The sequence below is a fragment of the Paracoccus homiensis genome, from assembly GCF_900111675.1.
GTDB lineage: Bacteria > Pseudomonadota > Alphaproteobacteria > Rhodobacterales > Rhodobacteraceae > Paracoccus > Paracoccus homiensis.
Map to the genome: position 1 here is coordinate 1 of NZ_FOHO01000001.1, position 13,847 is coordinate 13,847.

Genomic DNA, 13,847 nt, shown 5'->3' on the forward strand with positions numbered 1-13,847 from the left:
TGAGCTGGCCGGATCATTTTTTTCCGAGCGCCTCCTTCAGCAGGTCGTTCTGCATGCTGACGTCGGCGTACATGCGCTTCAGCCGCCGGTTCTCCTCGGCCATCGCCTTCATCTCGCTGATGAGGCTGGCGTCCATGCCGCCATACTTCGCCCGCCACTTGTACAGCGTGGCGCTGCTCATCCCGTGCTCGCGGCACAGCTCGGCGGCGGGCACACCGCCCTCCATCTGCCGCAGCACGCCCATGATCCGGGCCTCGGTGAATCGTGTCTTCTTCATCGGAATCTCCTCGTTCATCCTGCCGAGAAAATTCTACTTCCGCATCCCCTTAAGATCGGGGGAGATTACCATGGCAATTGGCCAAGAACGAGGGCGGCATTCGGGTCCTGACGGTTCAGGAAAAGCAGGATCAGGCCGACGCAGCGCTAGATGCATGGGCGAGGTTGCAACGTGGTTAAAGCTAAGATCAAGGGCGAAAACACCATTCGCAAGCGACTGGCTGATGGCACCGTCAAGACCTACTACTATCATCGCGACACCGGCACCCCTCTGCCCGGCCAACCCGGCGATCCAGGCTTTCTTGCCGCCTTGATCGAGGCGGAGAAGATCCAGCCGAAGGACGTTGGTAACGTAAACGCCCTGATCCGAGACTATCTCTTGAGCCTCACATTTGAGGCCAAGGCCGCTAGCACGAAGCGGGAATACAAGCGAATGCTGATGCCGCTGGGTGAAAAGTTCGGCACGTTGCCGGTCAAGGCTCTGGAAAGCCCGAAAGTCCGGGGCGTCTTTCTCGATTATCAGGAAGAGATTGGTCGCGACCGACCCCGAGAGGCTGACAACCGGCTGTCGGTTTTGTCAGCTGTATTTACCTATGCCGCGCGCAAAGGCCGGATCAGGGAAAACCCGCTGCAAGGTTTCGAACGAATCTATTCCGCCGACCGTTCGGAGATGATCTGGACCGCTGGCGACATAACGACCTTCATGCAGACCGCACCGCTCGAACTGCAACAGGCGCTTATCCTCGCCCTGCACACTGGCCAGCGTTACGGCGATCTGATCCGGCTTCGCTGGGCCGACTATCAGGGCGACATGATCATCCTGCGCCAGAACAAGACCAAAGCCCGCGCCACAATTCACGTTTCGCAGGCGCTACGGCGAATGCTGGACGGCATTGATCGGCGTGGCCCATATATCTTGGCTCGTCCCGATGGGCGTCCGTGGTTCACCGAAGGCAACGACAAGGAACTTGGCAAGCAATGGTCGACTCACATGGTCGCCTGCGGCCTGCGCCCCGATGGATACGCGGAACTGCCCAAGGCGAAGAAGGCCGAGCATCTGCGCTTCAACGATCTGCGCGGGACCGCTGTCAGGCTGCTGTCGGAAGCTGAGAATGGCATCCCGCAGATTTGCGCTGTCACCGGCCACACCCTCCAATCGGCAACGCGCATTCTCGAGAAGTACATGGCCATGACCCCTGCCCTATCGAAGGCGGCGATTCTGGCCTTTGAGAACAGCCCGGCAACGCAATTTGCAAACCGGCCCCCAAGGGGTCGATCAACCGAAGCAAAAACTTAAAGGAGATCAATAAGATGAATGGCGGACCCGGAGCGATTCGAACGCCCGACCCCCAGATTCGTAGTCTGGTGCTCTATCCAGCTGAGCTACGGGTCCGTCTTGAGCGGTGATCTACAGTTAGCGATCAGGGGCCGCAAGGGGGGAAACGCAAAAAATCGGAAGAAAATTTACAAAGCTGTCATTTCCCCGCGCGCGGCCTCGTCCAGGGTGGCGCGCGGAAGGTGGATCATGAACTCGCTGCCCTCTTCGTCACTGCGGGTCAGCTGCAATTGGCCGCCATGTCCGCGGATCAGATCGGCGGCGATGGTCAGGCCAAGGCCCGTGCCACCCTTGCGGGTACTGCTGGTAAAAGGCTGAAACAGGAAGTCGCGGGCCTTTGCGGGCAGGCCGGGGCCGGTATCACCGACACGGATCCACCAGCCAGTGTCACTTTCCCCCGCGCCGATCTCGATCGTGCCGGGCTGGCCAGTACCTTCGATGGCCTGACGGGCGTTGCGCGACAGATTCGACAGCACGCGATACAACTGATCGCGGTCGGCGCGGATCATCAGCGCGGCCGGGATGTCGGTCAGAAACTCGACCTGCCCGGCAGCCTCGCCTGCCAGCGACTCGGCCTCGACCACCTCCTGCACGAGGCCGGCAAGACCGAAGCGATTCAGGGATGGGGCGGGCTCTTCCGCCTTGCCGAAGGCCAGCGTGGTTTCGCACAGGGTCACCGCGCGGGTAATCGAATTCACCAGCTTGGGCGCCGCGCGGGTCACCTTGGGATCGGCGCTGAATTCCAACCGATCGGCAAAGATCTGGGCAGTGGTCAGGATATTGCGCAGATCGTGGCTGATCTTGGCGACCGCCTGCCCCAGCTGCGCCATCCTTTCCTTCTGCTTCAAGGATGAGGTCACCGTCTTCTGCATCGATTCCAGCGCGGTTTCGGCCTCTCGCAGCTCGACCAGGCGGGCATCGGGGCGAATGATGTGGCGTGCGTCATCGGGGGCAGAGGCATAGGTGGACAGATTCGTGATCACCCGGCGGATCGGAACCAGAATCAGCCGTTGTGCCGCCAGGTTCAGCAGGATCGCCGTCAGGACCGAGAAGGCGGCAGACAACAGAAGCAGCCGCAACCCGTAATCCAGCATCGCCTCGCGCAAGGGCTGGGTCGGCATCGTGATCTCGATCAGCTGCCCCGCCTGATTGACCGGGGCGCCGATCACGCGGATCACCTCGTTTCTTGCATCGAACAACGTGACAAGCGCATCATCAATGGCCTGCGCGACGCCGTTCTGTCGCAGATCGTAGGTCGCGGCGATCGGACCGGGAATCGGCGAGGCCAGCACCAATTGCCTGACATCGTCACGCCGCAGCACGACGTTGAACACGCCCGCATTCTGCAACAGCTCTGATTCCAGATCGCTAGCCAGGGTCTCGTCCGTGGCCAGCAGGGCCAGGCTGGCGATCTGCGCTCGCTCCAGCCGTGATTCGAGATAGTCCAGGCGGAAACTGGACAGGGCGGGCAACAGAATGAACAGCTCGGCCAGCAAGACGAAGATGATCGTCAGGGCGGCGAATCGGCCGGAAATGGTGTTCAGTCTCATGTCGTCCCGGATCAATCTTCAACGATTCCCGCCTTTTCTGCCCGTGGGCGCGGGTTTACACATCAAACGAATGTGATCATTGTCGGGTTCCGTTCAAGATGCACCCGCTTTTGATGTCACGCGACTGTTGACGCGCCGCCCACCTTGCACTATCCAGCGGGCTTCGAACAACCGGCGCTTTGGCGTTCGGGCCTGCGACCTATTGTCCATGCCCGATTGTTGGCGCGCCCCGCAAGCACCGATTCCGGAGACCTGACCATGAAGCGCACTTTCCAACCCTCGAACCTCGTTCGTGCGCGCCGTCACGGCTTTCGTGCCCGCATGGCCACCAAAGGCGGCCGTCGCGTGCTGAACGCCCGTCGCGCCAAGGGCCGCAAGAGCCTGTCGGCCTGATCCTGTCTGACGGGCTTGCCCGTCAACGACCAAGGCTTTCGACATGCCGCCACTGCCCCATCCTGACGCTGAAGACCAGCCAAGGGATGTCGGCACGGCGGCATTTCGCATGTCCGCGCCCATGCCGGCCACGCTGACCCAGCGTGCCGATTTCCTGTCTGCGGCCAAGGCCCGGCGGCAGGGGACGGCGGGTTTCCTGCTGCAGGCGCGTCGGCGTGGCGATGATGGCCCGGCGCGGATCGGCTATACCTGCTCCAAGAAGATCGGCAACGCCGTGGCCCGCAACCGCGCCAAGCGGCGCTTGCGGGCGATCGCGCGTGAAATTCTGCCCGATCTGGCGCAGGCCGGGTGGGATTACGTGCTGATCGGCCGCCCCGGCGCCACGGCCACCCGCGATTTTGCCGATATGTGCCGCGACCTGTCCTATGCCCTGCGCAAGGTGCATGGATGAGCCCCCTGGCCCGCGTCCTGTCCCTGCCCGTCCGCGCCTATCGGCTGGTTGCCTCGCCCTGGGTGGGGCATGGCTGTCGATTTCAGCCGACCTGCTCAGCCTATGCGCTGGAGGCGCTGGAACGGCATGGCGCCTTCAAGGGCGGCTGGCTTGCGCTGCGTCGCATCCTGCGCTGTCACCCCTGGGGCGGCCAGGGCTTTGATCCTGTTCCCGGCAGCGACTCTGCCGATGCGAAACCCGAAAGGCAGTCCGATGCTGGATGACACCGACGAATCCGAGATCCACCCGCTTTTCGCGGGCGCGCCGAGCACGACCGAGTTTCGCAAGCTGCGCAAGCGTCTGGTCCGCGAAACCCGCGCCGCGATCGAGGATTACGGCATGGTCCGTCCGGGCGATCGCTGGCTGGTCTGCCTGTCGGGCGGCAAGGACAGCTATGCCCTGCTGGCCATCCTGCACGAGTTGAAATGGCGCGGCCTGCTGCCGGTCGATCTGCTGGCCTGCAACCTGGATCAGGGGCAGCCGGGCTTTCCCGCCACGGTGCTGCCAGAGTTCCTGTCACAGCGCGGGGTCGAACACCGCATCGAATATCAGGACACCTATTCCATCGTGAAAGACAAGGTGCCCGAAGGTCGGACCTATTGCGCCCTGTGTTCGCGGCTGCGCAGGGGCAACCTGTACCGCATCGCGCGCGAGGAAGGCTGTTCGGCGGTGGTGCTGGGCCATCATCGCGACGACATTCTGGAAACATTTTTCATGAACCTGTTCCACGGCGGGCGTCTGGCAACAATGCCGCCCAAGCTGTCGAACGAAGAAGGGGATCTGACCGTCCTGCGCCCGCTGGCCTATGTCGCCGAAGCTGATTGCGAGCGGTTTTCCCGTGCCATGAACTATCCGATCATTCCCTGCGACCTGTGCGGCAGCCAGGAAGGCCTGCAACGGGTGCAGGTGAAACGCCTTCTGGATGAATGGGAGGCGCGGACCCCGGGTCGCCGTCAGGTCATGTTCCGATCGCTGATGAATGTGCGCCCCTCGCATCTGCTGGACCCCAAGCTGTTCGATTTCGCGAGCCTGTTTCCCGGCACCCCGTCCGACGAAACCGAAAGCAGCGACATTCCCCGCCTGATGCCCGGCGACTAGACCGGCGCACGCCCGGCAGATTGCCGCATTTCCTTGGAAAATCGGGGCGCGAAAGCGGCCCTTTTTGCCAAATCCGCTTGACCTTTCATGGCCCCTTCTGTTGAACCGCCTCGACTGACGCGATCACGGTGGACATGGAATGCAAGACAACAACCGCAACCTGATCCTGGCGACGGTTCTGTCGTTTCTGGTGATCCTCGTCTGGTACACGGTGTTCGCGCCCGAACCGCCGGTGAACCAGCAGGCACCGCAGGCAGTGACCGAACAAGGCGCCGATCAAGGCGCAGTGGCCCCCGCACAGCCCGCGACCGGGACAACGGCCGATCTGGGTTCCCAGGAACAGGCCACGCCGGTTTCCAAGGCGGGCCGGGTGCAGATCTCTTCGCCCGCGCTGCAGGGGTCGATCTCGCTGGCCGGTGGCCGTGTCGATGACCTGCTGCTGAGCCGCTATCAGGAAACGCAGGACCCGTCCTCGCCCGATGTGCGCCTGCTGGCACCGTCCTCGGCCACGGCCGAGCCCGGCATCGATACGGCCGGCTACAAGCCCTATTACGCGGTCTATGGCTGGACACCGGGCGCAGGCACCGATCCCGCCGCCGTCCCGACCCCCGCCACGATCTGGAGCGTGGAATCCGGCGATACGCTGTCGCCCGGCAACCCCGTCACGCTGGTCTGGGACAATGGCGCGGGCCAGGTCTTCCGCCGCACGTTCGAGCTGGACGACAATTACCTGTTCACGGTCAGCCAAAGCGTCCAGAACAACGGCGACGCCGCATTCAGCGCCGCGCCCTATGGCATCATCGCCCGCCACGGCCGCCCCGACACGCAGAACTATTTCGTGCTGCATGAAGGCACCGTCGGCATGCATGACGGCGAACTGATCGAGATGGATTACGGCGATATGGCCGATCTGGACCCGGTCGCCCGCGAAGGCCGTGCCGATGTCGTCGAGGTCGCCGAGAACGGCTGGATCGGCTTTACCGACAAATACTGGATGACGACGCTGGCCCCGGCCCCCGGTCAGGCTTTCACCGCCGTCACCAAATATGCCGAGAATGCCGATATCTATCAGACCGAGGCCCGCTATCCGATGCAGACCGTGCAGCCGGGTGCCGAATTCACCTCGCAGGGCTACCTGTTCGCGGGGGCCAAGGTCTGGGAAGTCATCAAGGGCTATGAGGAAACGCCGGGCATCCAGCGTTTCGTCGACTCGATCGACTGGGGCTGGTTCTACTTCCTGACCAAGCCGATCTTCCGCCTGCTGCATTGGCTGCATGGCATGATCGGCAACATGGGCTGGGCGATCATCGGCCTGACCTTCATCCTGAAACTGCTGGTCTTCCCGCTGGCGCGCAAATCCTACATCTCGATGGCGAAGATGAAGGAATTGCAGCCCGAGATGGAGGCGATCAAGGAACGCACCGGCGACGACCGGATGAAGTACCAGAAGGAAGTGATGGAGCTGTACAAGACCCAGAAGGTCAACCCCGCTGCGGGCTGCCTTCCGGTGCTGCTGCAGATTCCGATCTTCTTCTCGCTCTACAAGGTGATCTTCGTCACGATCGAACTGCGCCACGCGCCCTGGATCGGCTGGATCCGCGACCTGTCGGCGCCCGATCCCTCCAGCCTGCTGAACATCTTCGGCCTGCTGCCCTTTGCGCCGCCCGCCCAAGGCACGCTGCTGCACTCGCTGTCGCTGCCCGCGCTGGCGATTGCCCTGGGCATCAGCATGTGGATGCAACAGCGTCTGAACCCGACGCCCACCGACCCCGCGCAGAAGATGATCTTTGCGTGGATGCCGTGGATCTTCATGTTCATGCTGGGTGGATTTGCATCGGGTCTGGTGCTGTACTGGATCACCAACAACGTGATCACGATCATTCAGCAGTACACCATCATGTCGATGCACGGACACCGCCCCGACCTGTTCGGCAACATCAAGGCGTCTTTGCCGAACCGTCCACGCGGGAACGGAACCGGCAAGGGCGAGGCGAAAGGCAAAGGCAAATGACCGCCCGTCTGGCCCATATCCGTCGCCATCCGATCAAGTCGATTGGCGGCGAAGGGCTGGACAGCGTGGCCTTGCAGGCCGCGCGACGCCTGCCCGGAGATCGCGAATGGGCGGTCCTGACCGAGGCAGGCGAGCGCAACGCGCAGGCCAGTGAAACCGATGGGCAGCCGGATCGCTGGCTGCCCAAATCCTGTTTTCTTCGCGGCGTTTCAGGGCCCGAACTTCAGGCGATCTCGGGGGGATGGCAGGGGGAGCTGCTGTCGCTGCGCCACCCGACCCAACCCGATCTGACGCTGAACCCCGAAACGGATGGCGACCGCCTGGTCGAATGGCTGCGCCCCCTGTGGCCCGCAGAAGCGCCCGCCCCCACCCGCCTTGTGCGCGGCGCAGGGATCTGGACCGATCAGAAATGGCCCTGGATCTCGATCCTGTCGCTGTCCAGCCTTGCGGCACTGGAAGAGCGCACCGGCCAGACATTCGGCATCGACCGCTGGCGCGGCAATCTGTGGCTTGACGGGGGCAAGGCCTTTGCCGAACGCGACCTGATCGGCCAGGTGATCCAACTGGGCGAGGTCGAACTGCGCATCACCGATCACGTCGGACGCTGCGCGGCCACAGGCGTCGATACCGAAACCGGCAAGGTCGATATCGACATGGTCGCCACGCTGGAAAACCTGTATGGCCACCATGATTTCGGCATTTTCGCCGAGGTCGTGACAGGCGGCACCATCCGCATCGGCGACGAGGTCCGCATATGAAAGTCTCTTTCCCCACCGCCCCTGAACCCGAGGCCGATCAGGCCGAGGCCGCCCGCCTGCTGTTCGCGGGTCCGGTCGATTTCGTGAAGGGCGTCGTCGCGATGGACGGCCTGCCCCCCGCCGATCGCCCCGAAGTGTGCTTTGCCGGGCGTTCGAATGTCGGCAAATCCAGCCTGATCAACGCCCTGACCGGGCGCAAGGGCATCGCCCGCGCCTCGAACACGCCCGGCCGCACGCAAGAGATCAACTATTTCACGCTGGATCAGCAGAAATTTCTGGTCGACCTGCCCGGCTATGGCTTTGCCAAGGCCCCGGTCGCCGTGGTCGCGAAATGGCAGGCGCTGCTGAAATCCTATCTGGCGGGCCGCCCGACCCTGCGCCGCGCCTTCTGCCTGATCGACGCGCGTCACGGCATCAAACCCGTCGACCACGAGATCATGACCCTGCTGGACAAATCCGCCGTGCCCTTTCAGGTCGTGCTGACCAAGGCCGACAAGCTGGGCCCGAACGCGCTCAAACCGGTGCTGGCGCAAGTCGAGGATGAATTGCAGAAACACCCTGCCGCCTATCCGCAACTGGTCGTCACCTCGTCTGAAAAGGGTCTGGGCATTCCCACCCTGCGCGCCATCATCGCCGGTCTGGACTGAGACCGCCCCTCGTTCTAGGGTCCCCGCGTCGCATAGGGGCCCTATCAATGAGAAAGCAGAACATGAATCGGGACTGGATCGCCACCGCTCGCACCCTCTCCGAGGCGCTGCCCTATCTGCAACGCTATTCCGGCGCCGTCGTCGTCGTGAAATTCGGCGGCAACGCGATGGGCGACGATGAGGCGATGGCCGAATTCGCCCGCGACATCGTGTTGATGAAACAGGTCGGCATGAACCCGGTCGTCTGCCATGGCGGCGGCCCGATGATCAATGAACTGCTGGGCAAGCTGGGCATCGAAAGCAATTTCGTCCGTGGCAAGCGCGTCACCACCAAGGAAACCGTCGAAGTCGTCGAGATGGTGCTGTCCGGCCTTGTGAACAAGCGTATCGTTCAGGCGATCAACGATGCCGGCGGCCGCGCTGTCGGGATCAGCGGCAAGGACGACGACATGATGGTCTGCGAGGCCGATGATCCGGAACTGGGCTTCGTCGGCCGCCCCGTGGAAATGAACATCCAGATCATCCGCGACCTGTACACCGCCGGCATGATCCCGGTCTGCGCCCCCGTCGCGACCGGCATGGCCGACAACGAAACCTTCAACGTCAATGGCGATACCGCCGCCGGGGCCATCGCAGGCGCGCTTCAGGCCGACCGTCTGCTGCTGCTGACCGATGTCGCCGGCGTCAAGGACCAGACCGGCGAGGTGGTGACCCAGCTGCATCCCGACACGGTGCGCGAAATGATCGCGGATGGCCGCATCAATGGCGGCATGATCCCAAAGACCGAAACCGCGCTGAAGGCCATCGACGAAGGTGTTCGTGCCGTGGTCATCCTGGACGGCCGCGTGCCCAATGCCTGCCTGCTTGAACTGTTCACCGAACATGGCGCAGGCAGCCTGATCCGCACGACCGAGCCACGGGTGAAGCCGCATGGCCTTCGCCAGGGCGATACCAGCCTGTAAACGCGAACTTTTCGCCTGCCCATGATGTCCCGCCACGGCAAGCCCGCGGCGGGACTGCGTTTTTTCGGCAATCCCATGCGCAGTCTGCTTGCCGAACAAACAAATGCTGTGGCAGGCTGCATTCATATTCGGCCAGAGAAGTGAGGCATCCAACATATGACCCCTCTTGGACATCGACGCCTGATCCTGACGCGGCATGCCAAATCTGCATGGGACGACCCAAGGCTGGACGATCACGATCGCCCGCTGAACGATCGCGGTCGCCGTTCCGCACGCGAATTGGGCGATTTCATGGCCAGCCGGGGATATGAACCCGAAGAGGTCCTTTGCTCGACCTCGCGCCGCACCCGCGAAACATGGGAGGTGATCGCCGCCGCCCCGCTGGAGGTGCGCCCGCTGGTCCGTTATGAGCCGGGCCTTTACCACGCCAGCGCGGAAAAGATGCTGACGATCCTGCGCAGCGCATCGCAGCCGACGGTCATGATGGTGGGCCATAATCCGGGCATCGCGGAATTCGCCGCCATGCTGCCCGCGCGCCTGCCGACCCATGCGGAATTTCGCCGCTACCCGACCTGTGCCACGCTGGTCGTCGATTTTCAGATCGAGAACTGGGGCGATGTTGCCCCCGGTCTTGGCAGCGTGATGGATTTCGTCCGCTTCGACGGCCGCGGCTAAGGGCCGCTTCGCTTTCAGGAAAAGTGACCGGGGGGTCCGGGGGGCGTGAAGCCCCCCGGCCGTCGCGGGACGCAATCGCGGGTCTAGTGACCCAGGATCTGGCTCAGGAACAGCTTCGTCCGCTCCGACTGCGGGTTGTTGAAAAAGTCATGCGGGTTGTTCTGCTCGACGATCTGCCCCTGATCCATGAAGATCACCCGGTTTGCCACGGCCTGCGCAAAGCCCATCTCATGGGTCACGCACAGCATGGTCATCCCCTCTTCGGCCAGTTCGATCATCGTATCCAGAACTTCCTTGATCATTTCGGGGTCAAGCGCCGAGGTCGGCTCGTCGAACAACATGATCTTGGGCTGCATGCACAGCGACCGGGCGATCGCCACGCGCTGTTGCTGACCGCCCGACAGCTGGCCCGGATATTTGTGGGCCTGCTCGGGGATCTTCACCTTTTCAAGGAACTGCATGGCCGTCGCCTCGGCCTGTTTCTTCGGCACCTTGCGAACCCAGATCGGCGCCAGCGTGCAGTTTTCAAGCACCGTCAGATGCGGGAACAGGTTGAAATGCTGGAACACCATGCCGACCTCGGACCGAACCTTGTCGATATTCTTGATATCGCTGGTCAGCTCGACATTATCGACGACGATATGCCCCGACTGATGTTCCTCCAGCCGGTTGATGCAGCGGATCAGCGTCGATTTTCCCGATCCCGACGGTCCGGCGATCACGATCCGCTCGCCCTTGTGAACCGTCAGGTTGATGTCACGCAGCACATGGAAGGTGCCATACCATTTGTTCATGGCGCGGATGTCGATGGCGACCTCATCGCTGACTTCCATATGGCTGCGGTCGATCTTGCGCGTGATGGCTTCGCTCATGGCGGGCTCCTTAACGGTGGTCACGGGCAAGGCGACGCTCGAGATACATCGAATAGCGCGACATGCCGAAACAGATGAGGAAGAAGATGACGCCCACGAAGATATAGGGCTCCCAGTAGATGCCTTTCCAGGACGTGCTGGCGCGGACGGCATCGGACATGGATTTCAACGGGTCATAAAGCCCCACGAAAGTCACCAGGGTCGTATCCTTGAACATCCCGATAAAGGTCGAGACGATGCCCGGGATCGAGATTTTCAGCGCCTGCGGCAGGATGATCAGCCGCTGCGCCTTCCAGTAATCCAGCCCCAGCGCGTCCGCGGCCTCGTATTGTCCCTTGGGCAGGGCGGCCAGACCGCCACGGATCACCTCGGCCATATAGGCGGCGGCAAACAGCGTCACCATGATGATGACCCGCAGGATGATGTCGAAATTGGTGCCCGGCGGCAGGAAGTAATTCAGCAACAGCGAGGCCACGAACAGCAGCGTGATCAGCGGCACGCCACGGATGAATTCGATGAACATCACCGCCAGCGAGGTTACAAGGAACATGTCCGAACGTCGCGCCAATGCCAGCACGATCCCCAATGGCAGGGACAGCGCAATGCCCGCCACGCCGATGGTGATCGACAGCAGAAAGCCACCGAACTGATCGGAATCGACCGGCGTTATTCCCAGCGGGATCAGGTTCTGCGCGTCGGATGCGGCGGCCCCGGCGAACCCGATCCACCAGATCATCGCGACCAGCGCGGCCGCAACCGCCGACAGCATGGGCGACACCCGCGCCGCCACAAGCCAGGCGCCCCAGCCCAGGCCAAAGCCCACCAGAACCATGATCACGCCCCAGATGCTGCCCCCCCACAAAAGCCATACGCCCAGCAAGGGATACAGCGCCGAGAAGATCAGCAGATACAGGGGATGACGCTCGGCGATGACGCTCGCGCCGATGGTGACGGCGGCCGCGAAGATCAGCCACAGCACGGGGGTTCCCAACGCGACCAGCAGGATCAGGGTCACCGCCGTGGTCAGACCCAGGATCAGGCGCCGCAGCGACCGGCTTTCCGAAAACAGCACCGGTGCCAGCGCCACGAACAATAGGCCAAAGACCAGCGTCGGGCGCCAATACAGATCGGAGGGATAGAACCCATAGACATACTGGTTCCAGCGTTCGCGAATGACCGCGAAACAGGCACCCCGCGCGCCCTCGCCCCATGTCTCGGCGATGATCTGACGGCATTCCGACAGGCTGTTCGCGGACCAGACGCTATGCGCGAACCAGTCCCAGAAATGGCTGACAAGAAACCAGATGATCCCCAGCCCCAGAAGGGTCAGCAGCGTGTTGACCGGACCCGAGAACAGGTTTTCGCGCAGCCATTTCACCGCGCCCGCCTCGCGTGCGGGGGGGGCCTCGGCGGGCAGCATGGTTTCGCGAACGAAGGCGACGGTTTCGGCGTGAATCTCGCTCATCTTACCGCTCCTTCAGTTTGACGCGGGAATTGAACACGTTCATCCCGGCCGAGATGATCAGGCTCAGCGCCAGATAGATCGCCATCATCAGCACCATCGCCTCCAGCTCTCGTCCGGTCTGGTTCAGCGTGGTGCCGCCAAGCGTGCCGCGCAGGTCCATGTAGCCGACCGCGATCGCAAGCGAGCTGTTCTTGGTCAGGTTCAGGAATTGCGAGATCAGTGGCGGAATGATCACCCGCAGCGCCTGCGGCAGGATCACCAGGTTCATCGTCCGGCGCGGACGCAGGCCCAGGGCAAAGGCAGCCTCGCTTTGGCCCTTGCTGACCGCCAGAATGCCCGCGCGGACGATCTCGGCGATGAAGGCACCGGTATACAGCGTCAGGGCCAGCCACAGCACGACGAACGAATTATCGACATTCATCCCGCCCGAAAAGTTGAAACCCTTCAGTTCCGGCGGCAGCAGATGCAGCCCGAAGAACCAGATCAGGAACAGCGACGGCACCGTCATCACCGCCAGTGTCTGCCACCAGGTCGTGGGGCGCTGGCCGGTGGCGTCCTGTATCTGCTGCGCCCGTTTGTGCAGGGCCGTGCGCACCATCCAGCCGCCGATCAGCACGACCATGAACGCGATCAACGCCCAGCTGACCGAAACCCGCGCGCCCAGTTCCAGACTGCCGGGGTCATTGGTCAGACCCAGCGCGGGGATCGAGGTATAGCGGTTGGTCAGCGCGACATTGTCGAACAGCACCATGGACCATGCCGGATCCTCGCCGCGATAGGCGCTGGGGGCGGGCAGGATCTCGGTGAACAGCGCATAGATGATCAGGATCCACAGCAACAACGGGATGTTGCGAAAGATCTCGACATAGACGGTCATCAGCCGTGCAAACAGCCAGTTGTTCGACAGACGCGCAACGCCGACCACGACCCCGACGATGGTGGCCGCGATGCACCCCAGGATCGAGACGATCACCGTGTTCATCAGGCCGATGATCGCGGCACGCAGATGCGTGTCGTCCGAGGTATAGGGGATCGGCGTCTGCGGCAGGTCATAGCCCGCGCGCTGGAACAGGAAGCCGAAATTGAAATCCTTGCCCAGTGCCTGCAGGTTCTGGATGGTGTTGTTGACCAGCCACCAGCCGAACGCCATCACCAGAACAAACACGATCACCTGAAAGGTCATCGACCTGTAGCGCCGGTCATAGACCAGCATACTCAGTCGGAACGGCGGGGTCGCCGGCGCCGAGACGTCCGTCATCACATTCTACCTCTGCTGCCGGTCGGTTGGGCTTTGTGCCACTTTTCTGCCGGACC

The 13,847-nt window shown here is 62.6% G+C and carries 14 protein-coding genes, 1 tRNA gene and 1 pseudogene; 10 read left to right on the forward strand and 6 right to left on the reverse strand.

Annotation, left to right across the window (positions count from 1 at the left end):
* Positions 1-16 precede the first annotated feature (16 nt).
* Positions 17-277 (reverse strand): annotated as a pseudogene (locus tag BMX67_RS00005) (transposase); the annotation flags it as partial.
* Between the two features lie 171 nt (positions 278-448).
* Here BMX67_RS00005 and BMX67_RS00010 point away from each other — a divergent pair.
* A complete protein-coding gene (locus tag BMX67_RS00010; protein WP_175479757.1) occupies positions 449-1,573 on the forward strand; it encodes a tyrosine-type recombinase/integrase in 1,125 nt (374 codons plus the stop codon).
* A 19-nt stretch (positions 1,574-1,592) separates the two neighbouring features.
* On the opposite strand, the gene BMX67_RS00015 is transcribed toward BMX67_RS00010, so the two are convergent.
* Both BMX67_RS00015 and BMX67_RS00020 read right to left on the reverse strand, forming a co-directional pair.
* Positions 1,593-1,669: transfer RNA gene (locus BMX67_RS00015), tRNA-Arg, on the reverse strand.
* Between the two features lie 71 nt (positions 1,670-1,740).
* Entirely contained in the window at positions 1,741-3,162 is a 1,422-nt protein-coding gene (locus tag BMX67_RS00020; protein WP_090731501.1) for a sensor histidine kinase, read from the reverse strand.
* A 258-nt stretch (positions 3,163-3,420) separates the two neighbouring features.
* Between BMX67_RS00020 and rpmH the strand changes: the two genes are divergently transcribed.
* From rpmH to BMX67_RS00065, 9 genes are all read left to right on the forward strand, one after another.
* Complete coding sequence (gene rpmH / locus BMX67_RS00025) at positions 3,421-3,555, forward strand: 50S ribosomal protein L34 (protein WP_066013101.1); 135 nt, start codon at positions 3,421-3,423, stop codon at positions 3,553-3,555.
* A 52-nt stretch (positions 3,556-3,607) separates the two neighbouring features.
* On the forward strand, positions 3,608-4,006 hold the full coding sequence (rnpA, locus tag BMX67_RS00030) for a ribonuclease P protein component (RefSeq protein ID WP_411958268.1): 399 nt from the start codon (positions 3,608-3,610) through the stop codon (positions 4,004-4,006).
* Positions 4,003-4,269, forward strand: coding sequence for a membrane protein insertion efficiency factor YidD (gene yidD / locus BMX67_RS00035; RefSeq protein ID WP_090731505.1), 267 nt, complete (start codon positions 4,003-4,005; stop codon positions 4,267-4,269). The genes rnpA and yidD overlap by 4 nt, the downstream gene beginning before the upstream one ends.
* Positions 4,259-5,143 (forward strand): tRNA 2-thiocytidine(32) synthetase TtcA, encoded by an 885-nt coding sequence (gene ttcA / locus BMX67_RS00040; protein ID WP_090731506.1) that lies wholly within the window; start codon positions 4,259-4,261, stop codon positions 5,141-5,143. The genes yidD and ttcA overlap by 11 nt, the downstream gene beginning before the upstream one ends.
* A gap of 139 nt (positions 5,144-5,282) precedes the next feature.
* On the forward strand, positions 5,283-7,154 hold the full coding sequence (yidC, locus tag BMX67_RS00045) for a membrane protein insertase YidC (RefSeq protein ID WP_090731508.1): 1,872 nt from the start codon (positions 5,283-5,285) through the stop codon (positions 7,152-7,154).
* Positions 7,151-7,912: an MOSC domain-containing protein gene (locus tag BMX67_RS00050; RefSeq protein ID WP_090731509.1), complete on the forward strand. Its 762-nt coding sequence runs from the start codon at positions 7,151-7,153 to the stop codon at positions 7,910-7,912. The genes yidC and BMX67_RS00050 overlap by 4 nt, the downstream gene beginning before the upstream one ends.
* Complete coding sequence (gene yihA / locus BMX67_RS00055) at positions 7,909-8,559, forward strand: ribosome biogenesis GTP-binding protein YihA/YsxC (protein WP_090731511.1); 651 nt, start codon at positions 7,909-7,911, stop codon at positions 8,557-8,559. Before BMX67_RS00050 ends, yihA begins: the two co-directional genes overlap by 4 nt.
* A gap of 62 nt (positions 8,560-8,621) precedes the next feature.
* On the forward strand, positions 8,622-9,521 hold the full coding sequence (gene argB, locus BMX67_RS00060) for an acetylglutamate kinase (protein ID WP_090731512.1): 900 nt from the start codon (positions 8,622-8,624) through the stop codon (positions 9,519-9,521).
* 156 nt (positions 9,522-9,677) lie between these two features.
* Positions 9,678-10,196 carry a SixA phosphatase family protein gene (locus BMX67_RS00065; protein ID WP_090731513.1) on the forward strand — a complete coding sequence of 173 codons (519 nt, stop codon included), beginning with the start codon at positions 9,678-9,680 and terminating at the stop codon, positions 10,194-10,196.
* An 83-nt stretch (positions 10,197-10,279) separates the two neighbouring features.
* On the opposite strand, the gene BMX67_RS00070 is transcribed toward BMX67_RS00065, so the two are convergent.
* The 3 genes from BMX67_RS00070 to BMX67_RS00080 are packed head-to-tail and all read right to left on the reverse strand — an operon-like array spanning position 10,280 to position 13,791.
* Positions 10,280-11,068, reverse strand: a complete 789-nt coding sequence (locus BMX67_RS00070) for an amino acid ABC transporter ATP-binding protein (RefSeq protein ID WP_090731515.1) — start codon at positions 11,066-11,068, stop codon at positions 10,280-10,282.
* Positions 11,069-11,078: 10 nt separating this feature from the next.
* Entirely contained in the window at positions 11,079-12,533 is a 1,455-nt protein-coding gene (locus BMX67_RS00075) for an amino acid ABC transporter permease (protein WP_090731516.1), read from the reverse strand.
* Between the two features lies 1 nt (position 12,534).
* A complete protein-coding gene (locus BMX67_RS00080; protein ID WP_175479758.1) occupies positions 12,535-13,791 on the reverse strand; it encodes an amino acid ABC transporter permease in 1,257 nt (418 codons plus the stop codon).
* Between the last annotated feature and the right edge of the window lie 56 nt (positions 13,792-13,847).

Coding starts and splice junctions, on each gene's coding strand:
- BMX67_RS00075 (WP_090731516.1), bottom strand. CDS start 12,533: ATGAGCGAGATTCACGCCGAAACCGTCGCCTTCGTTCGCGAAACCATG.
- yidC (WP_090731508.1), top strand. CDS start 5,283: ATGCAAGACAACAACCGCAACCTGATCCTGGCGACGGTTCTGTCGTTT.
- rpmH (WP_066013101.1), top strand. CDS start 3,421: ATGAAGCGCACTTTCCAACCCTCGAACCTCGTTCGTGCGCGCCGTCAC.
- BMX67_RS00065 (WP_090731513.1), top strand. CDS start 9,678: ATGACCCCTCTTGGACATCGACGCCTGATCCTGACGCGGCATGCCAAA.
- BMX67_RS00080 (WP_175479758.1), bottom strand. CDS start 13,791: ATGACGGACGTCTCGGCGCCGGCGACCCCGCCGTTCCGACTGAGTATG.
- argB (WP_090731512.1), top strand. CDS start 8,622: ATGAATCGGGACTGGATCGCCACCGCTCGCACCCTCTCCGAGGCGCTG.
- yidD (WP_090731505.1), top strand. CDS start 4,003: ATGAGCCCCCTGGCCCGCGTCCTGTCCCTGCCCGTCCGCGCCTATCGG.
- yihA (WP_090731511.1), top strand. CDS start 7,909: ATGAAAGTCTCTTTCCCCACCGCCCCTGAACCCGAGGCCGATCAGGCC.
- BMX67_RS00050 (WP_090731509.1), top strand. CDS start 7,151: ATGACCGCCCGTCTGGCCCATATCCGTCGCCATCCGATCAAGTCGATT.
- ttcA (WP_090731506.1), top strand. CDS start 4,259: ATGCTGGATGACACCGACGAATCCGAGATCCACCCGCTTTTCGCGGGC.
- BMX67_RS00070 (WP_090731515.1), bottom strand. CDS start 11,068: ATGAGCGAAGCCATCACGCGCAAGATCGACCGCAGCCATATGGAAGTC.
- BMX67_RS00020 (WP_090731501.1), bottom strand. CDS start 3,162: ATGAGACTGAACACCATTTCCGGCCGATTCGCCGCCCTGACGATCATC.